General features: G+C 25.3%; 5 protein-coding genes, 1 tRNA gene and 1 pseudogene. 5 read left to right on the top strand and 2 right to left on the bottom strand.

Features of this window, described 5'->3' with window-relative positions; all coding sequences use genetic code 11:
* Nucleotides 1-623 precede the first annotated feature (623 nt).
* A complete protein-coding gene (gyrA, locus tag FVIR_RS00885) occupies nt 624-3,215 on the top strand; it encodes a DNA topoisomerase (ATP-hydrolyzing) subunit A (RefSeq protein WP_067497759.1) in 2,592 nt (863 codons plus the stop codon).
* A 1,283-nt stretch (nt 3,216-4,498) separates the two neighbouring features.
* Entirely contained in the window at nt 4,499-5,617 is a 1,119-nt protein-coding gene (locus FVIR_RS00880; protein ID WP_067497756.1) for a porin, read from the top strand.
* Between the two features lie 444 nt (nt 5,618-6,061).
* Here the strand turns inward: FVIR_RS00880 and FVIR_RS00875 are convergent.
* Nucleotides 6,062-6,135 (bottom strand) — tRNA-Pro (locus FVIR_RS00875).
* A gap of 909 nt (nt 6,136-7,044) precedes the next feature.
* A complete protein-coding gene (gene rplY, locus FVIR_RS00870) occupies nt 7,045-7,332 on the bottom strand; it encodes a 50S ribosomal protein L25 (protein WP_067497753.1) in 288 nt (95 codons plus the stop codon).
* 4,490 nt (nt 7,333-11,822) lie between these two features.
* Between rplY and metG the strand changes: the two are divergent.
* From metG to gutQ, 3 genes and pseudogenes are all read left to right on the top strand, one after another.
* Nucleotides 11,823-13,463 (top strand): annotated as a pseudogene (metG, locus tag FVIR_RS00865) (methionine--tRNA ligase); the annotation flags it as partial.
* Nucleotides 13,464-15,859: 2,396 nt separating this feature from the next.
* Nucleotides 15,860-17,266, top strand: coding sequence for an NADP-dependent phosphogluconate dehydrogenase (gene gndA, locus FVIR_RS00860; protein ID WP_067497750.1), 1,407 nt, complete (start codon nt 15,860-15,862; stop codon nt 17,264-17,266).
* Between the two features lie 3,764 nt (nt 17,267-21,030).
* Nucleotides 21,031-21,999, top strand: coding sequence for an arabinose-5-phosphate isomerase GutQ (gene gutQ / locus FVIR_RS00850; RefSeq protein ID WP_067497744.1), 969 nt, complete (start codon nt 21,031-21,033; stop codon nt 21,997-21,999).
* Nucleotides 22,000-23,827 lie beyond the last annotated feature (1,828 nt).

Genomic DNA, 23,827 nt, shown 5'->3' with positions numbered 1-23,827 from the left:
TGACATCTCAAGTACTGAGATACATATTAGATTTTTTTTCTTTAATAATCTGTTACTACTACCCTAGTAGTATGCTACTTTTGAATGTGTTAAAATGAGAGATAAGACATAGTTTTCACTTACACCTTTTCTGGTAAAAATTATTTCTTTTTTGTACTATTTTCTGATAAAGAGCTACTTTATCAACCCGCATTTATTATGTATTTACCAAAAATCCGTTATAATGTATTACGAATACAATTCAAGCAAAATGAGTTGAACTTTTATTTAAGATCATACTAACAGATGAAATAGTATTAAATTAATGATTTCGTGATAATTAATTCTTTTCTAGCAAATTAAAATCAGTTTCTCTATTTATTTTTTTCACTTTAATAGTTACTGAAGAGTTTTATTAATTAAAAGCTAAATATATGTATAACTATGCTTTTATAAAAGCTACTTTTCTCAAAAAAAGTAAAAATTTATAGTATCGTTAACATTCAAGACATTTTTGCAAACAAAGCATAATTCATTTCACTTTTAAAAAGTTGAAGTACATTTATCATTAATAAAATATGATATAATTAAAAAAGGTTTTTTAAATCTCTGTAAAGCTTTATTTAGTAGAGGATAGTAGCTCCATGAGTAGTCTTGCCAGAGAAATTACAGTAGTTAATATCGAAGAAGAACTAAAACGTTCTTATCTAGATTACGCCATGTCTGTCATTGTTGGACGTGCATTACCAGATGTACGTGATGGGCTTAAGCCTGTTCATCGTCGTGTACTATTCGCAATGAGTGTACTTGGTAATGACTGGAATAAGCCTTATAAAAAATCAGCACGCATTGTTGGTGATGTTATCGGTAAATATCACCCCCATGGGGATACTGCAGTATACGATACTATCGTACGCATGGCACAACCGTTTTCGTTACGTTATATGCTAGTAGATGGTCAAGGTAACTTTGGTTCTGTTGATGGCGATTCTGCTGCAGCAATGCGTTACACCGAAGTACGTATGGTTAAAATTGCCCACGAATTACTAGCAGATCTAGAAAAAGAAACTGTCGATTATGTACCTAATTATGATGGTACTGAGCGAATTCCTGATGTCTTACCGACTAGAATTCCAAACCTATTAATCAATGGTTCTTCCGGTATCGCAGTTGGAATGGCTACTAATATACCTCCTCATAATCTTTCAGAAGTTATTGATGGCTGCTTAGCTTATATTGATAACAAGAACATCAGCGTTGAAGGTTTAATGGAATATATTCCAGGGCCTGATTTTCCAACTGCTGCTATTATTATTAATAGTCAACAAGGTATAAAAGAAGCCTATCGCACTGGACGTGGCAAAATCTATCTTCGTGCACGAGCTGAGATAGAAACTAATAGCAAGTCTAATCGAGAAAGTATCATTGTGTATGAAATTCCATACCAGGTAAATAAAGCACGTCTGATTGAGAAAATTGCCGAACTAGTAAAAGAAAAACGTATTGAAGGTATTAGTGGTCTACGTGATGAATCCGATAAAGACGGTATGCGTATTGTTATTGAGATAAAAAGTGATGCTGTAGGGGGAGTAGTACTCAATAACCTCTATTCCTTAACTCAACTTCAAGTATCGTTTTGTATTAATATGGTAGCACTGCATCAGGGACAGCCGAAAGTCCTTTCACTTAAGGATATTTTATCTGCTTTTATTTGTCATCGCCGTGAAGTAGTGACCCGTCGTACAATTTTTGAATTATGCAAAGCTCGTGAGCGCGCGCACATTCTAGAAGCGCTTTCAGTAGCTTTAGTGAATATCAAGCCAATTATTGAACTAATTCAACAGTCGTCAACGCCAGTAAAAGCAAAGGCTAATCTTATTGCATCTTCATGGACGATAGATACAATCTCAGATATACTGAAAAAAGCCAGTGATAATACAGCACAGCCGGCATGGTTAGAATTAAAATACGGCATTCATAATGGTAGATATTATATGACTGAACAACAAGCTCAGGCGATTTTAGATTTGCGCCTTCAAAAATTGACTAGTCTGGAGCATGAAAAACTAATAGATGAATATAAAGAACTTCTTATAAAAATAGCAGAGCTTACTCATATTCTAAAGAAACCAAACCACTTGATGAGGGTAATTCATAAAGAACTAGTAACAATAAAGGAGCAATACAATGATCTACGTCGAACCGAGATTACTGCTAATATCTCAGATATTAATATTGAAGATATGATTAATCAAGAAGATATTGTTGTGACTTTATCTCATCAAGGATATGTAAAATATCAGCCATTAACTGATTATGAAGCTCAGCGTCGCGGAGGTAAAGGAAAGTCAGCAGCTAGTATTAAAGAAGAAGATTTTATAGAAAGATTACTAGTAGCAAATACTCATGATACTATCTTACTATTTTCTAATCGAGGAAGAATGTATTGGATGAAGGTCTATCATTTGCCAGAAGCTAGTCGAGTTTCTCGTGGACGACCAATAGTCAACTTATTACCACTTGAATCAAATGAACGCATTACTGCAATTTTACCAGTACATAAGTATGAAGAAAGAAGCTACGTCTTTATGGCAACTGCTAGTGGTACTGTGAAAAAAACGTCTCTTATTGAGTTTAACCGTCCACGTAGTACTGGTATCATTGTCGTTAATCTTAATGATGGTGACGAACTGATTGGTGTAGATTTGACCGATGGCAGTAATGAGATTATGTTGTTTTCTGCTTATGGTAAAGTTGTACGTTTTTCAGAAAAACAGGTTCGCAGAATGGGACGAACCGCAACAGGTGTGCGCGGTATCAATCTAATCGAAGGCGATCGAGTAGTATCTCTTATTGTTCCACGTGGAGAAAAACCGATACTAACAGTGACACAACATGGTTATGGAAAACGTACTGCGCAAGTAGAATATCCAACAAAGTCTCGTGCTACCCATGGGGTTATTTCTATTAAAATAAACGAACGTAATGGTAAAGTTATCGGAGCTGTACAGGTAGGTGATTACGATCAAATTATGATGATAACAGATGCCGGTACGCTAGTTCGCACACGAGTCTCTGAAGTAAGTATTGTTGGCCGTAACACACAGGGTGTTACACTGATCCGAACTGCACATAATGAGAATGTAGTAGGGTTGCAACGTCTCGTTGAACCGATAAATAACGATAATTTAGATTTAGTAGTAAACAACGCTGATAAGATAGACGAAAATTCTTGATAATAAAGATAAAAATATCGATGATAGAAATAAATAGGAATGATACTCAAAATTCAAACAGAGCATAAGTTTTTTGATTTCAGCGTGTTGTTATCTTTTTTATTTTTTCACTTCTTAAATTAGAGAGATAAGAGATTTTTACAGCACTAGCAATACTAGTAGTTTTATAAAAAATTGTTAATTTTAGTACTGCTATTAAATGTTTTATATAAATTTTAATTTTCTTAAAAAGAACTACTGTATGATTTGAAATTATTTATATTACTATACCTTGATAGCACTATTTAATACGGTATTTTAGTAAAAGATATAGATTTTAACAAATACTTGGCTTCAATAGTAATAACTTATTAGATAAATTTTCCCTCTAATAATCAGTCTGACTTTCGATAAAGTAGCAATGTATACCATAGCTACTATCTTTTGTATAAATTATAATAGATAATTATGTTTTTAAGATATACAAAGTGCTATTGATTTGTTTAGAATTTAAAATTCAAACTATCATTTATATATAACAACGTATTAGATACCTAAAATGTAATTACCTTTTAGATTTTGAAACAAAAACTTAATAGAGATCTATAAAGAGATTATAATACAATAGTTAGTATAACAGAGACTACAAAATATTAATATAATCAACAGTCTATTTTATATGTTTACTTTTATTGGTATATTAGGGAAAAAATGATATGAAGAAATAGAAAAATAAGATAAGAAAAAGATTGAATCTTATACTAAATATTAAAAATAAGATGATCTTTAAAAAATAAAAAAAGAAATCGTTTATAATATTTATTATGTTGTGCACTCTTATTTTAAATAAGATTTTATTTTTTAGTTTTTATTTAATTAGTATTTTTTTGTTATTTTATTGTTTAATATCTTTTATATTTTTCCTAAAAAAATAGTGATGCATGGTATATATAGATAGGAAACCTTCATATCATAAACAAATTTTATTGGGATTTTTATAGAAGATTTCTAAAAAATTATTTTACTATTTTTTAATAGTTTTTATTTATCATTGATACTATCAATTAGTCTTTTAATAAAATTATTATTATATAATTATTTAAATAATTATGATGCATGCCTTTCTTGCATTATTACCACGCAATAGCTTGAAAGGTAAAAATATATTAAGTATGATTCTGATATTAACTCAATATCTGATTTATTAGTGATATTAAGATCTGTTGAATGCTTATTTTTATTTTAGCCTTTCCGGATATCAAATCATTATTGAAAATAATATAATAAATATAGAGGGTTTCAAAATGAAACTAAAGTATCTTTCTATACTTGTTTCGGTTATGGTGATGGTTAGCAGTGCTGGAGCAGTTGAAGTTTATAATAAAAATGGAAATAAACTAGATCTGTTTGGTAGACTTAACGGTATGCGTTATATCTCTAGAGATAATGTAAAAAATGGTGATCGTTCTTTTATTCATTATGGTTTCAATGGAGAAGCTCAGCTTAATGAAAAAATTACCGGTTTTGCTACCTTTGAGCAAGAAGTTGGATTGAGCCAAGCTGAAAGCGAATACTCAAAAAGTAACTTTACTCGCCTTGGTTTCGCTGGTATTAAATTTGCTGATACTGGTAGTATTGATTATGGCCGTAATTATGGAGTGCTATATGATATTGGTGCTTGGACTAATATAATGTCAGGATTCGGCGGTGATACTAGTATCACCGATAACTTTATGACAGGACGCGCTAATAGTGTTTTTACTTATCGTAATACCAATTTCTTTGGCAATATCGATGGTCTGAACTTTGCTTTACAATATCAAGGTAAAAATGATAACAAAGAGAAAAAAATTAGCCGCGGATTAAATGAAGCAAACGGTGATGGCTATGGTCTATCAGTAACTTATAAATTAGGTAACGGTGTTTCTACCGGTGTTGCTTATACTAACAGTAAGCGAACTTTGGCTCAGCGTATCTCAAATCACAGTACGTACAATAAGAACAAAATAGCTGAAGCTTATTCTTTAGGTTTAAAATATGACGCAAACAACCTTTATTTAGCAGCACTATACAGTGAAACTCGCAATATGACACCCTATGGTCATTCCTCACCAAAAACAAAACAGAATTTTTCTGACAAAACTAAAAATATTGAATTAGTCGCACAATATTCCCTTGATTTTAGCATGCTACGTCCTTCTATCGGCTATCTACAATCGCGTATTGATAGCGATTGTCAAGGACAACGTCAAACTATCAAGAAATACCTTGATTTAGGCGCTAGTTATACATTTAAAAAGAACAAGAACATGATGACATTTGTTGATTATCGAATTAATCTTCTTCCTAAGAATAATTTCACTCGTGATATACATATTTCTACAGAAAATATTTTAGCGATGGGTATGACTTACATGTTCTAATATATCTATTTAAATAGAATATCATTATTTTCAATAATTATTAGAGATTTAAATTAATAGTTGAAGTATAATATACTACTTCGCTTAGCGTAAGAAAAGAACAGCTAATCGTTATGGAAGATTAATTTTTTATTTGCTCTATCTTCCCTTTAAAAGAGAAGATATCTTATTAATATAAAATAATTAATGAAAATATCATTTTTCTGAATTTTTCCTTGAAAGATACTTCACTTGAATTAGTTTGCAATTATTTTATTGGATTAAATCCTGATTAACTTTTTATATTTCCTGTTCTGTTTCCTAGTAAAAATAATAATTTTACTTTAGACTTTATTATAAGATAGTAATCTTATAATAATTTATGATACTTTAATATCTATTTGCTATATTAAATTATTTTTAAATAGCAAATCATATACTAAGTTAAATAAAGTATGAATTCAATCGGCATGAGAGGATTCGAACCTCCGACCCCCGACACCCCGTGACGGTGCGCTACCAAACTGCGCTACATGCCGAAATTTATAGATATTTATGTTACCTATTCTTCCTATGAATGCAATAGTTAATTCGAATAATTACTTTGATTTTAGTTTTTTAGTTCTTTAATATTAAAGTAATAGTAATTGCTATTATTACATAATAGTTTATATATTTATTTTTTAATAGACTTTAATAACCTAAAAATCAACTACTATCACCTAGTATATCTAAAACTATCAAAAGAAAACAAACCTAATGTAATCCCTCTATTTATTCAGAGTTTATAACAGCATTAAATATTTTTGCATAACCAAGATCCTCTTAATATAGAAATGTAAACGCTATAGAAATTATTAGCACTGTAATATTAAAAATATGTGTTATATTTTTAATAAGTACTTAAAATATGAGATACGCTAGTCAATTTTATTATTATATAGTATAATTTAAGTTTAAATCGTTGCTTAATTTAAGTGAATATTCTAATACTTTTCTTTTAATTTTATTACTGAGCTAATTAAGGATTAAAAAATTAAGCATTAGCAGACCATAGTTTGCTAAAAACAGTGTATGTTTGCTAATATTACAGTGATTAAAATTGCACAATTTCTGTAATTTCAAGTAAGAAGTATTACTAAAATAGTAGTATACTGAAGTATATAATTTAGTGATTCTTTATATTAAAAATTGAGCATAATGAGCAAATACTATAGAGTTGGTAGTATAAGTGTTTTACTTTTTTTCTTATTTAGTGCCGAAAAGCGATATTAATACTATACTGATTTTACATATCAAAAATATAAGAACTACTAAAATAATTAAATATGCACAGATAATTTATAAAATATAATTACATTAATAAAATTTGCCTATTAAATGGATGATAGATTTAAGATTCGTATAATAAAATTATAAGGTACACTATTCTGTTCTATATTACATTATTAGACTCGAAAAAAATCGATATGGATCAGTTTTGGCTTGAAAGGATGACGTTGTATTGCTTTTACCTTTACTTTTCTTTCTTTGCCATTAATTACCAGAGCTAAAATATCAGTGTAAAAACCCTTTTTTTCTTGGGTATTCAAAATGATATCCTGATCCAACTCAATAGAAATTGGAATTTCTTCGGTGCCACCATATACGATAGCCGGAAATTTATTTGCAAGACGCAGTCGGCGATTTGCGCTTTTTCCCTGATCTTTACGGATTTTCGCATTGATAGTTAACATAATTTCTATTAAAAATCCAAAAAATTAAAGTTTAATCTAGCAGAAGGCTAGATATCATGCTTAAGATAAAAATAAATAAATAAAACTTTATAAAAATTAATCAAGTAGAATAAATAAGATCCAGTTACTTAGTACTTTATAAGTATACTCAAATTTTTCGTTAAAACTAATAAAAGTAAGATACATTGTTGAAATTTATATCCGATGTATATAAACAATTATATTTACTGAAATCGACTCTGATTATTATGCTAATCAATGTAAAATAATATATTAATATATAATCAGTAACATCAAACACTATGACAATGAAGAATTTATATTTTAATTAATTTTCTATTACAAGTTAAAAAATAAACTGTACTACTTTCATAAAGTAATGAGCAATATTATTGTGATTTGTTTAGTAATAACTGTAAGCAAATATTTTCGTTATAATTTACTGTTTTATAGTAGCTGCCTAACAGGTTTATAAAAGGTGATCAAAATAATAATAATACTTTAAAATATACTCGATTGGTAAGTATAATCTGACATAAATCAGTTTTTCCAGAATAAAAATTTTAGGATTATATTAATAACACTTTATACTTAGAAAGTCTAGTATAATATCTACTTTCATAACAATAAATAACTAATTATAATCTCTGCGTTCTGAATCTTTTTACAGATACAACAATCGGTTAATGATAATAAAATTAATTAGCACTATGCTTTTATATCAAATTAGGTTGATCTCAGCAGCTAATAATAACTAATTTATGTTTTTAGACTATTGTGTTAAAAGTTTTTAACATCATATAGTAAGTACTTTCGAAGTAGAGCGATCTTATAGACCATCACTGATGTATAATATCATGATGAATGTTTTGTTATAGATAAAAAGAACAAGATGTTGAAATATGGTTGTTGTTGATTATAATACCATAGATATCAATGATGATCTTTTTTAAAAGATCTGATATTAAGTTTATAAATTACGCATTATCATATAAAGCGTATTGTAGTATTAGTAATGTATTCATAACTTCAAAATTAAATTAGAACAAATTAAGTTATAATAATATAACGAAAGCGTTACTGATATTATAAATCATGTGCAGAATGTGATTATTTTATTTCTATTACCGTATTAGGATTAGCACCTAGTTAGTCATAGTGATGCTATATTAGTTTTATTAACGATATTTACAGTGTAAAATTAAACTCGATATTAACATGGTAAGTAAAAATAATAATGTTATAAATTAACTTATCGAGGCAATGTCATATCTACTATTTTTTAACTTTTTTCCATTGGTTTAAGTCTATAAGAACATTATTCATTCTATAGTTAAAAAAATCAAATTGCTTTTTCTTCTGGAAAATAATCAACATGGTGAGCTGACAAAAAAGTATTAAAAGTATGTAATACTTTACTAATCCGTAAATATAAAAACACTGTTTACTAAACAAAGTATTGGCTAATAAAAAGCAAAAATATCATATTGTTAAGCAATATAATAAAATTATGAGATTGCTTATTTTTGATTTGATAGATGACGGTCTTTTTACAAAGATAACACTGTATCATTTAGATGTATTTAAAAATTAATTTTTTCTAGCCTATATTAGGCTAATTTCCCATAATTAATATTATTAGAAATAATATTAAGGTAATCGACAGCAATGTATCTATATCTTAGATATTTAAATATTACGTCATCATATTATTGAAAACCAATCATATTGTTCAGTTTTTTTTTGCTCAGTGATTGCAAATACAAGAGCGATTGATGAAATAATTTTTACTAATTTGTATCAAAATAAGTATTATTTGCGATACTAGTAGTATTACATCATCTTCTACCTCGTTTAGAAGACTATTTAAATCTAATAAAATTCTCGCTAGAATTTTTCATATTACTATACATCATAACAGTCAGTTTCTGATTAACTTTTAATTATAACATAACTAATGTTATTTAAAAGATCATAGAATACTCATAAGATATCGTATTGAGATTTTTAAATTGTATAAGTAAGATAAACATCTTAGATATTCTTTTTACAAATATTATTGCATTTTCGATTATCAAAAGAACAAACATAGAGCACTATTTTACTGAAATTTTTATTAAAGAAATAATCTCGAATCTTAGTTATGTTGAAATTTAAATGTAGTTTATGTAAGTAATTAGGATAGAAAAATTCTATTCAATCAAAGATTTATAGTCTTATATATACCTAAAGTTGCTTTATCAAGCGATAAAAATAAGATCTTTATAAATAAAGATATAAAAATTATATAAGATTTATTCCTGTATATTTAACACTCCTATAATAAGATTTTTAAATGATTTTTTCTAGTTTATGCTATTAGCTACATAAATCTATTGTTTATCTTTTAATTACTGCTTTCTTATTATCTCTTTAAAATCATCTTAACTTATTCTATATTAAAATGGTCTTTTTAACGATCTATAAAATGAAGTTTTAATTTAGTTGTAAGATAGATAAAAACAGTACTGTTATTAACTATTTATTGTTAAAAATCAAGTAAATGTTATATGAATGTTTTATTTCGTTAGTATCACTACTTTGTGATTAATAAAAGGATATGATAATTGATCAAAATATTATTGAGTTATAGTCAATTAACTTCTAGTATTATATTATAATATATCGATTTTTGTTTTTTATTATCGTAGTAATAATTTGCTTAAAAAATAAAATCAATAAGATATATTAATAATATCTATTAAAAATAATAATTTATATTTCATTTTTTTTCTTTATTTTAAATCTAATCTAAATATATAAGTGTTATATATAATATTTTTTATTATTTAATATATTAATATTAACCATTAAATTTCCTATAGATTAATTACTATTTTTAATAATTTATTTCTTAGTTAGTATAAATCTGAATATCAGTAATATGATACTTTGATAATAAACATTATATTAACTTAGTGATTTTTATATTAAATAATGAGCCTAAATGAATAATTTTTAAAAGTTTTTTAACTGCATTGAGTTTAAGTAATATTTATTCGAAAAATTTATTTAATTTTTTATTATCACTAAGTTATTGAAAAATTCGCTATTGACATAGCAGAAATATATCTTTTAATTATATTAAAATTACAGAATAAAATGAAATATATTCTATCATTAATCATAATAACGCTAGTCTCATAAAAGAGTTTTTGTAACTTATAATAGTTTTTCTAGTTATTTTAAGAATATTATTCTATAATTAATATTATAGCATTTAGTAGATAAACTTGATTATTCTATGTTTTTATAACAATATCTAAATGATTTTTATTTTAACGTTATTTACTAGCATACTACACTAGTAAACAGAGTATCTTCTTGTATTAGAGATTAGTTTTAAAATTAAAATTTGATGTATTTATTTTATTAAATCTTGCCTGAATACTAACAGTAGATTACTTAAAGTATAACTTAATAAGTATATCTTTTATACTGATTCAGTTTAGATAGAATATCCATCTTTATTTTCTAATAAATGACTAAATTATAATAATGCCTGTTCTTTTCTTTCTATTACTATTGTTTATGTAGATTAAAAGGTACTAAACAAAATATACAGGATAGTGTCTAGCATCATGGTTTTTTATAACTAAATTTACATCTGTGCTAATCTAGATTACTCTTATCTTTGATAAGATATAAAAATAAGAGATAAGGAAAAATTATTTTGAATTAATATCAAAATTATTCTAACTATCTTATAAGTAACAGCTTTCTGAATTATTATTCATTACTAGTTAATAGATAATAATTCTGTAGATTTGCTTTTTTGTAGATTTGTATTCAGAATTGTCTTAGTAGACTAACTGCAGTCTAGATATTATATCAATTGATACAAAAAGAAAATTATCTCATTAGAATATACTGGTACTGATTTATAATCTTTTTCGGCTGATCCTGTTGAAAGGTTATTTAAAATAGTTTTAATAAATAAAATGTGCGTTGCTTGCATTTTATAATACACTAAGTTTCGATTTTTGATCTGAAAAAAGATCATAATAATATGTTTTATCCATTAGAGTGAATTTCTCGTAAAGTCGTAATTATTAATAGATATGTTAACAGTACATTCTGTATTAGAATACAGAATGTACTAATGTTTATAACTATATGTAATGCCAGATAATATAGTTAAGATTATAGTGCATTTATAATAAATTTAAATACAGCTTTAATTAATGTAGAACTAAACCACAATGTTACTTTTAATTACCATGTATCGGATAATTTGTCTTTGAATAAAGCTTCACTATGTATTATTTTCAATAGTATCTAATTATATTTAACATAATTTTTAAAATATATAGTATAGGGTTTACTTTATGATAAATTAATTTAATTGTATTTTTAGTATAGAGCATAAAAATATACATAATTATATACATGAAGCATCGATATAAGTTATTATTATTTATAATAACACTTAATAAAAGTTTTACCTTACTATGATTCAAATCAAGAAAAAAATGTTAGTAACTTGTGCATTACCTTATGCTAACGGTTCTATTCATCTTGGTCATATGCTCGAACATATTCAGGCAGATATCTGGGTTCGTTATCAACGAATGCGCGGCCATAAGGTTTACTTTATCTGTGCTGATGATTCTCACGGTACACCAATTATGCTTAAAGCGCAGCGATTAGGTGTTAATCCAGAAGAAATGATCTCTAAAATTAATTTAGAACATCAAACTGATTTTTATAACTTTAATATAAGCTATGATAATTATTACTTAACCCACAGTGAGGAAAGTCGTCAACTTTTAAACTTAGTTTATCAGCGTTTAAAAGAAAATGGATTCATAAAATCTCGAATTATTTCTCAGCTATTTGATTCTGAAAAAGGCATGTTTTTACCTGATCGTTTTTTAAAAGGTAACTGTCCGAAATGTTACTCACCTGATCAATATGGTGATAACTGCGAAGTTTGTAGTGCTACCTACAGCTCAATGGAGCTTATCAATCCGAAATCTGTACTTTCAGGTACTACACCTATTATGCAAGAATCAGAACACTTTTTTTTTGATTTACCCGCATTTAGTAAAATGTTATGTTCCTGGACACGTTCCGGCGCTCTACAAGAAGAAGTAGTAAATAAGATTCAGGAATGGTTTAAGTCTGGATTACAAGAGTGGGATATTTCTCGCGATTCACCTTATTTCGGTTTTGAAGTGCCAGATGCACCAGGTAAATACTTCTATGTTTGGTTAGATGCCCCAATCGGTTATATGGGGACTTTTAAAAATCTATGTCAAAAACGTAGCGACCTCCACTTTGAAGAATTTTGGAATATGGATTCCAAAACAGATCTTTATCATTTTATCGGTAAAGATATCATTTATTTTCATAGCTTATTTTGGCCAGCTATACTTGAAGGTAGTTATTTCCGTAAACCAACAAATCTGTTTGTACATGGATACGTAACCCTCAATGGTACTAAAATGTCCAAATCTAGAGGCACTTTTATTAAGGCTAGTACTTATCTAAAATACCTAGATTCAGACTGTCTACGTTATTACTATGCCACTAAACTATCATCGAATATTAATGATATTGATCTTAATCTAGAAGATTTTATTCAGCGTTTCAATACTGACATTGTTAATAAAATTGTGAATCTAGCTTCACGAAACGCCGGATTTATTAATAAATACTTCGATGGTCAATTAGCAGCAACGGTAGCTGATCCAGCGTTATATAACCATTTTATCAATGCCGCAATGTCAATAAGCGAAGCATTTAATAATCGTGAAACTAGCCACGCAATCCGCAAAATTATAGCTTTAGCAGATTTAGCTAATCGTTATATTGATCAACAAGCACCATGGATTGTAGCGAAAAAAGAAGGCTATAAAACAAATTTACAGACCATTTGTTCAATGGGTATCCAACTGTTCCGAGTCTTGATGACTTACTTGAAACCCATTCTACCGTCACTAACAAAACGGACTGAAGTTTTTCTCGCTACCTCACTTAACTGGGATGATCTATTATTTCCATTACTATCGCATCGTATTCGTCCTTTTGAGACACTTTTTAATCGTATTAATGTAAAACAAATAGAATCTATGATTAAAGAATCTCAATTGAGAGTTGAGGGTAAACAAAACTTCAATTAAAGCAATCAAAGATATACATACTCAGTATAAGGATAAATTTATAGTATTAATCCGATTTTTATTCTTATATATGCTGTTTCAGAAAAAAATAAAGTAACCTTAGTTAATAGTATTTAAAGTTAACTGAAAATCACAGTATAGCAAATTTCTATTTTCTATTTTAATTATTACAGGCATTTTATTATTCTGAATTTTTATTTTAATTGTTATTATAAATTGATATAACCTATTATAATTATTTTATAATCCTATTGCATCGTTAAATAATTGTAGTATACATGATAAATATCATATTTTCTCAATATTATATTTATACATGATACTAAGGTTATTGTTGATATCAATGATATATTAAATTTATATTATATCTAAAATTATAAATACACTAGAAAAGATATAAATTATAATCAGATTTTTAAAATATAATTAAATTAGAATTTTAGATATATTTAATTTGTATTTAGTAAAAAATATGTTTTTTAAAAAATTTATTTTTATATAAAACTCATATAAAAGAAAATCAATCAACATAATAAAAGTGATATGCAAAAATTTAAAATTATCAAAATAAATAAATTTATAAATAACTAAAAGTTAGATTTAAAATAGATAAGATCAAAGGTATAGATTGTTAGATTTTTTGATTTTGAAACTAAAATTCAGTGATAAAATTATCATAGTTTTATAAAAATTATTTATTAAAATCTACAGATAATTAATCTATCGGTTAAGATATAAAAATTTCTATAGATAGATAACTTCAAATAATTTATTCTAAAGTTTAGCAAATTTGCTATTGATGTTCAATTTTTATTAAATCCTTATTAGTATACGTTAAATTACTAATATAGTTTAGATTAGCTTCTGTGAAAATTTATAAAAATATTAAGTTAAGAAATAATTTAATTAAACATGTACAGATTTAAAAATAAAAAATATTTAATTTTTCCCAATTAAATATTTTTAATATTAACTTTTAATTTGATTAAAAATAGTAAATTAATAACATAAAAATTATTTTTATAAAAATAAAAATTGTAGTATTAATACAATTTTTAAAAAATGATGAAATCTTTATAATTAAGATGTTCATTATAATATTATAGTATCACTGGATATAATTTCTATTATTAGAATGGATAACATTCGCTAGTTAATATTTTTCTTTTAATATTAACTTAAAAGTATTACTCTATAATAAATAGAGAGAAAAAATTAATAAATAAAATAGATTCTAATCAAAATTTATAATTTTTATTATAAAATTGTGTACAACTTTATAATAAAGAAAAATAACACAATAATGCTTATTAAATTAAAATTATTATTTTGCTAGATCTAATTATAAACAAACTAACATAATAACTATTATAATAAATATAAAATGAAGAAATAAAATTTATGCAAATATTTAGTTATTTATTTATGAAAATATAATAATTTTAAGTTATATAATTATGTTATTATTTTTTTGAAATAACTTTATTATTAGATAATATTTTATAATTATAAAATAATTAAAACTATACTATAGCAAATTTATTTTTATAAATTTTGCAAAAATTTATGTGATTTACTATTTATAATAAAAATTATAAATTTATAAAAATAAAACAGCTCCTATTATAAGTACTTTAAGTTTTTATCTTATATTATTAAACAATTATAAAAATTACTACAGTAGTAGTACATATTAGAATTTTAAATACGGAATTTTTATTTTTCTATAAAAGTTCAATTTTATAATATTTAAAGTTATAACATAAAAATATATTAATGATGTTTATCATGTAGTCTTAGTACTCTATATAAAAATAGGATTTTTAGTTATTATTTGAAAAACCTTTAAATAAAAACTTTAAGATTTTAAATTACATAATAAATAAAAAGTAAATTATATCATATATATTTAACGCTGAATACAAGATATAATTTATTATGAATGTATTATCATAATATATTTATAGTTTATTTATCGATACTTTCTATCGTATTATTATCTTTAATCAATTATATGCCAATAAATAGGATATTAATTTAAATATATCAATAATTTTATTTTAAAAGTGCATTTATCATCTTTATAGAAAAGCATGTAAATAATTCTAGCAATTCATAATAGATTTGAAGAACATCTAATTAATACTTTTGTTAAAGATGATGATGTTAAGTTAAAAACATAGTGTTAAGTTAAAATGTGATAAGATATATTTTATCGGATTTTTATAAATTAAAGATAGAGTTTCTATTGTATCAATTACTACTAATAAAATACTTATTTAGATTAATATCTAATATATATCTGTATTAGATAAGTGATAGTATAGTATTCATCTATATTATAGGATTATAGGAATTACTTAATGTCTATACAACAAATAGGTGTTATTGGTATGGCGATAATGGGTCGAAATTTAGCGCTTAATATTGAAAGTCGTAATTATAGCGTATCTATCCTTAATCGGTCGAGAAAAAAGACCGATGAAGTGATTGCGGAAAATCCAGGAAAAAAATTAGTACCTTATTATAATATGAAAGAGTTTATCAACTCGCTGGAAAAACCAAGATTCATTCTATTAATGCTCAAAGCAGGTGAAGGTACAGATAAAACCATTGATTCGTTAAAACCTTTTTTAGAAAAAGGTGATATTCTTATTGATGGCGGCAATAGCTTTTATAAAGATACTATCCGCCGAAACCACGAACTATCAAAAGAAGGATTAAACTTTATTGGTACTGGCATATCTGGTGGCGAAGAAGGAGCATTGAAAGGACCTTCAATTATGCCTGGTGGACAGAAAAATGCCTATGAGCTAGTAGAGCCTATTCTAAAAAAAATCGCTGCGAGTATCGAAGGTGAAGCTTGTGTAACCTACATTGGTCCGGATGGAGCTGGTCATTATGTTAAGATGGTGCATAATGGTATCGAATACGGTGATATGCAATTAATTTCAGAAGCTTATGCACTTTTAAAAAGTGTTCTATGTCTAAATAATGAGCAATTAGCTAATACCTTTAATGAATGGAATAAAGGAGAAATAAAGAGTTATTTAATTGAAATTACAAAATACATCTTTACTAAAAAAGATGAGCAAGGTAACTATATTATCGATGTTATTTTAGATGAGGCAACTAACAAAGGTACTGGTAAGTGGACCTCTCAAAGCTCTTTAGATTTAGGTGAGCCACTAAATTTAATTACTGAATCGGTATTTGCTCGCTATCTATCGTCACTTAAACAACAGCGCGTAGCAGCTTCAAAAGTACTTACTGGCCCGCAATACGAACCATTTAACGGTAATAAAGAAATTTTCATTGAAAAAGTGCGTCGTGCGCTTTATTTAGGAAAAATTATTTCCTATGCTCAGGGCTTTTCTCAACTAACAGCCGCTTCCAAAGAAAATCAGTGGAATTTAAATTACAGTAAGATAGCAAAACTCTTTCGTGCTGGTTGTATTATTCGCGCTCAGTTTATTCAGAAAATTATTGATGCTTATATTGAGAATGTAGTAATCGATAACCTACTATTAATACCGTACTTCAAAAAAATCGCTGATAACTATCAGCAGGCATTACGTGATATAGTGACATATGCCGTTCAGCATGGTATTCCGACACCGACTTTCTCTGCAGCTATTGCTTACTATGATAGTTATCGTTCTGCTGTTTTACCAGCTAATCTAATTCAAGCTCAACGCGACTTTTTTGGTGCCCATACTTATAAGCGTATTGATAAAGAAGGAGTTTTCCATACGAAGTGGTTAGAGTAATAACTCTATGTTATATAAGTAAAAATAAGAATTAAAAGAAATTTAAAAAAATTATTTTATATTACATACAAGCAAATAAGGTGAATGGCTAAATTTTGTTATCTTACTGGTGATAACAAAATTAAAAAAAAAGACTTTATTTACATTTTTTTAGCTATACCTATATGTTCTAGGTTTTTTAAAAAATAATTAAACTAAAAGAAATTATATAAATTTCTTATTTACTATGTAATAGATATATATGTGTATATTACGTCCTATTTCTTGTAGGGAGATAAACGAAGATAAAGATTTTAATTTGCCTATCAAAATAAAAATAAAACTCTGTATTATACAGATTAATTTAGTTTGATTAGATTAATTTAAAAAAATGAAATTCTAACTATTATATAAATATCAAAAATTAAGATTATTATTAATAAATCGATATAATGTAAAATTATTAAGCAAAAAGTTAATGATAGATCTTTACTTAGCTATGTCTCATCAATATAATTAATATTTTATAGCAAATATGTTTTTAAAAGTATTAGATCTGTTACAAAAATATACAAATATCTATTTCAGAATACTAAATATTACTGTAATATAATAAAAATAATATTCAGTTAGGTATTATAAAGAAAATAATAATACTTTATTTTATTCAAAACAAAAACATCAATACAGTATTTCTAGTCTTAATATTTATTAATAGTAATATATATAGTAATTAAGTTCTAAGATAAAATCATAAAATAAATGCCTAATGATAATTAAATTTAGTTTTATTTAATAAAATAATTGTAGTTCTAGTGATTATTTTATTAAATATTAAATTATCGGAACAAAGCTCTGATAGATAGATATTATTAGTTATTAAATCGTTATCTATCTATTTTATAGATTTGATATTCCTAGCTTAGAATAAGAACTTATACCAATCATATCTTAATTATTAAAAAATTAGTAATATTTTTATTAGATAATCCATATTACATATTTTGATCATTAAATTTTAAGTATCGTAGTAATCAGTGATAGTAACTTATTCAGAGAAATAAAAAGAAATAATTAAGCTGCTATTAACTAACACTTATATTTAATTTTAAAATTATTTATTATATTTTAATTTTTATTAAAGTTAAATAGAATTGCTATTAATCTAGAGTTATGTTAAGTTTTTGATAGATAGCAAAAATTAATAAATATTAGATTAGTTTAGATATCGATAATAACAAAGGTTTATATATTTAATAAAGTATTAATAATAGTAGTCTTATCAAAATACTAATTGAATTAGTATTGTATTTTTTAATAAACTGCAAACTAGGTTAAAAACCTTGTTAACTATAGTAATATAAAAAGTATTAGACACTATCAGATCAATAATTTTATATTATTGATCTGATAATATTTCTTATCCAATATCATTTATATTTATTTACTTATTATAGAAATAATATCGATATACTAGTTTAAAACTATAACAATAATAGTATTTAGTCTGTTTATTTTTTAATTCACAATATTGAAACAATTTTATATTAATAAATATTTGTAAATTTTATATTAATTTTATAATAAAATTATCAATAATAAACATATTTACTAAAAATATGTTTAAACACTTTGATAGCGTACGAAATAACCACATTTATATTTGTTTTTATATATTAGAAATAGCCTCTCTAATTTCTGTAAATAAATATCTAGTCGCAACCTAATGAAACAAATTTTACAATGTTCAAGTTAGTATAATTATTCATTGTAGTTAAGTTTATGTCAGAAATTACATATGCGATAAAGAATAACAATGTCTTTAAGTTCGGATCAATAAATATCGATATTTAAGTCTAGCAGATTTTCTAGTACGGTAGCTAGAATAATTTCTATTACGGCGTGATTTTTATTGAAAAAAAGATATAATTTTATTATTCAACAAATAATATTGCCGTTTTCTCATGTAGTTCCGATCGTGTACGTAGATAAAAATATATTATTCAGACAATACTAATGCTGAATTCCAATTCATTTAGCATCTATTTGTTTTATCATATTAGCAAGTACTAATATAAAAGGATATTTTAAGTGAACTAATTTTTCAGGAAGTACATTATACCCCCTGATTATTGCGCCGATACAGACATGCTACGTAGAATATTGCTATCTAAATCCGTTATAACCTTTATATTTCTACTAAGCTCACACATAATGAGCATATTTAGAATTATCGGATGTAGGTAAGCCGTGTAATCCAGATAATATTACTCTAGACAGAAATAAGCATAACTAAAATATACACTAGTAATTTCATTTTAGCAGTGTCAATAAGAAATTTTTTCATTTGTTGTTTACCACAGTAACGATATAAATAACTTAATAACTTCAACTGTATTTGACGTATTAATTTAGCTATTGTCAGAATAGCATAAACATCAGACATAATATTATGCATATTGGTATATTAAATCCTATTAACCTTAACGAAATGTTTAAATCGAAAACTAAAAATTCTATTATTATTCATAAACCATATAACACTATATTTTAAAACGACAAAAAATTTTAGGTTTGCTTAAGATATTAAATATAACTATCAGTATATGTTCTTGTGAACTTCGCTATTATGTTTTATTTCTAATAGAATTCTAGAAATTTTAGTTGGTCATTTTTGTAATATCTATTATATAAATAATTTGATATATATCTTCGCATTGAGTTAGTTATATAAATTTGTTTCTTGCTTAAATCGATATATCATATTGTCTTATAATCAAGAATTTTAAAATAAAATTGATATTTTAGCTTTTAGTATTTTTTTATAAAACTTATTGTTAATATTATAAATATATATACTGAAATTATGATTGATATTTATAATATCATAAATATATAAATTTATAACGAAATTATCTATTAATACTTCAATCTGTATTAAGCTAATAGTGGTTTATATTATATTAATAAGTATTAATTAATAATTATTAATTAAAAAAATTTAATTATCTATTTAACGTTATTTAAATTTTTATCTCAATTAATATTGAAGTAATTTAATTTGCTCTTTAATATGAAGTATTATACTATTAAGTAGTATATCATTATGATATAATTAAATGGTAAGATAATTTATAAGAGATTTAACTAATAACCTAATAATATTAGCATTATGATAATGATCGATAATAAGTTTACTATACTGCAGTAGTAAGTATCGACTTTAATATTTTACCTCTAAACATATATAAAAATCTTGATAAGGAAAAAGAAAATTAATTTAATCTTTTAATTATATTTATTTTACTAAACCAGATTGCTAACGGATTTTTAAGATATGTAATATTTAAATTAGACATTATCATAATTTTAACTGATTTGGATATATTGTATTAGTTACTAACTATAATTTTATATTTTATTTTTAGGTAATTTAATTATGTTAGCATTTTAAAGTCGAAATGAAATGCGTAATAAGTTAATTTAAAAACAGGCATATTAAACAACCTTATCATTAGCAATCAAATTAAAAATCATATTAAGTATTTTTAATATCATTTCTGCTATTATCTATTTAAAATTTTCATAGAATTACTCTATTTAAAGTAATAGTATGTTTATACTATTAGATTTTAAAAATTTTGACATAAGATATTAATGTTTTTACATTTCATATGGTTTACATTTTGAAATAAGATAGCAAAATTTCTATTAAGACTCTCTATAGAGAGTCTTAATAGAAATATTAATGTCAATGTAATGGATTATAAAAATGAGTAATAAAGATGAATAATGAAGAGTTACTATCCTTTGCACGTGAAACATTAGATATTGAAATTAGTGAAGCGCATCGGATGCGAGATCGTCTAGATGGCAGTATTGCTACTGCATGTTATTTAATATTAGCTTGCAAAGGGAAAGTGATTGTCGCCGGTATTGGAAAATCAGGTCATATCGGTAAAAAAATTGCTGCATCGCTAGCTAGTACTGGTACACCAGCGTTTTTTGTTCATCCGACAGAAGCGTTGCATGGGGATTTAGGTATGATTGATACTCATGATGTGGTAGTATTTATCTCCTATTCTGGTCATGCACGTGAACTAGATATACTTTTACCATTACTTGGAGAGAGTCAAATCCCAGTAATTGCACTAACTGGTAATTTGTCTTCACCGCTAGCTAAAGCTGCCTCTTGTGTTCTTAATATTTGTGTTGAACGTGAAGCCTGCCCAATGGGGTTAGTACCAACATCTAGTGCAGTGAATACACTGATGATGGGCGATGCGTTGACGATGACATTAATGCGACAGCGTGGCTTTGGACCCGAGCAATTCGCTCGTTCTCATCCTGCCGGTAATCTTGGTATTAAATTACTTAATCGTGTATATCATGTGATGCGCCGTGGTAATCAGATTCCTCGTATTACAATTAATGGGACAGTAATGGATGCAATGTTCGAGCTTAGCCGAACTGGACTTGGGCTTACAGCAGTTTGTAGTCCTACAGACTGCGTAATTGGTGTATTTACCGATGGTGATCTCCGCCGATGGTTGGTAAAAGGACTAGAATTAACTGCACCAATTATTGAAGCGATGACTATTCCTGGCTATCGTTTTCTGCCAGATTGGCGCGCTAGCGCTGCGCTAGAAGCAATGCATCAGCAGAAAATTACCTCTGCACCGGTAATTAATCTTAAAGGTAATTTGATTGGAGCTATTAATATGCATGATTTGCATCAAGCAGGTCTTGAATGAATATTTACGAAAACCATATAGAATGATACTTCGACATTAATCTGAATAAGTTAAATAATAGTTTAGTCCATGCATATTAACCTTATTCTCTATACTAATAATGAAATATTAGTAGTCTGCTTTTGAATGTTATTTTTTTAAATTAAATATTTATTACTGTTCTAGTCTGAAATATACAGACTAGATCTCAATTTTTCTTATACTAGTAATAAATAATTATAATATAATAATATATAATACATCTGTGATGTTCTACTATCTTTCTAGTATTTCTACTAGAAAGATATTAAAGACTCTAGTTGGAATCGATAACAAATTTTATATTAGTATATAAACTAGTAATCAGAATTGCATCCCATTATAAATAACTAGAGTTTTGAGTACTATAATATAATTTATAGCGTGCAGCACGCTATTTTAGAATAATCTTCTACATTGTTTATATTAGTTATTAGTTTAAAAAATATTTCTATAAAAATCTGATAACTAAGCAAAATTATCGGATTTTTATAGAAATATTTTTTCAGTAATAGTCTGCATCGTTCAAGCAACTGTATAATAAAATAAATAAGCAGAAAAGATAATGGAATAAATTCAATATAGCATTAATTATATAATTATTTCTTTTATTTATAAATAAACTAATGTTAATAGTTGATATAAACATAATAATAAGATTATAGATAATAAAGATTATTAAAGATCTTAATAAAATATAAAGAAATTTGTTTTCTTATTGAGTTTTTAATTTACTATAAATTAAGTATAATTTAAATTATAAAGATCTGTTATTAACTAATTTCAATTTATTAATATTTAATGAGAAATATTATATAATTTACCTAAGAAAATAAAATATATTATTTCTAATAGATTATATTTTTGTTCTTTTATTTATACAAATACCGAAATACTAATAGTATTTCGGTATAAAATAAAAACAAACAAATATTATATACTATTTTATTTTTATTCAAGTTTCTCTTTTCAATAAAGAGCAAACTGTTTAGCATGAATGATAATTAAAATTTTGACTTATTATAAGATATCATTTAATATAATTTTAAATTAAAACTGAAAGATTTTACATTTAGTTGAATTTATGATCTTATTATTTATATTTATAAGGTAAATATAATAGAGATATTACTAATCATTTATATAATATATGAATGCTGTTTTTATTAATTACTGATTAAATTTTTTTATCTCATTACTAATACAACTATATCAATTAAAAGAACTAAAATCAATAGCAGTCGAAATATTTATCTTTGATTTTGAAAATTATTTAATATTATAGATTTTAATGATATATAATTATAAAAAAACTAGCAAAGTTTCTATAAAGATTCTACTCGATTCTTAAAATATACATACTATTGTTTATTAGATTATTTTATATTAAATATAAATTTTATTCCTATTTTTCTTATGCTATGATTTAATTTGATTTAATTCCTAGAACAAAAGATATATACCATAAAATGGTTGCATTGATACTAATGGTTTTATGATATAAAAGCTATAGAATTTATTAAGTTCTATTAACAATAATTATTACTATAATAGTAGTACTTCGTTTCTATTAGATTAATAGCATTGATGAATAAATTGTCGTTTTGATTTTATAATCTGAGTTTATTACAATTAGATAAAAATTTATTTCAAATCTATTTCTTTATTTTTTTCTAATATCTTTTATCTCTTACTTTATTATGATCTATAGTAATTTCAGCTTACGAAGGCTATATCTATAATTTATAAGAATCCCTATAATAGCATAGGTTAAAGAGATATTATTTTTTAAAAAATTATAATAAATATT

The sequence above is a fragment of the Candidatus Gullanella endobia genome (genome assembly GCF_900048035.1).
GTDB lineage: Bacteria > Pseudomonadota > Gammaproteobacteria > Enterobacterales > Enterobacteriaceae > Gullanella > Gullanella endobia.
The sequence above is the reverse complement of the archived record's forward strand: the minus strand, read 5'-3'. Positions and strand labels throughout refer to the sequence as shown.

What these genes read in the sequence shown, in the direction of transcription:
- gyrA (WP_067497759.1), top strand. Translation starts at nt 624, where the DNA reads ATGAGTAGTCTTGCCAGAGAAATTACAGTAGTTAATATCGAAGAAGAA.
- FVIR_RS00880 (WP_067497756.1), top strand. Translation starts at nt 4,499, where the DNA reads ATGAAACTAAAGTATCTTTCTATACTTGTTTCGGTTATGGTGATGGTT.
- rplY (WP_067497753.1), bottom strand. Translation starts at nt 7,332, where the DNA reads ATGTTAACTATCAATGCGAAAATCCGTAAAGATCAGGGAAAAAGCGCA.
- gndA (WP_067497750.1), top strand. Translation starts at nt 15,860, where the DNA reads ATGTCTATACAACAAATAGGTGTTATTGGTATGGCGATAATGGGTCGA.
- gutQ (WP_067497744.1), top strand. Translation starts at nt 21,031, where the DNA reads ATGAATAATGAAGAGTTACTATCCTTTGCACGTGAAACATTAGATATT.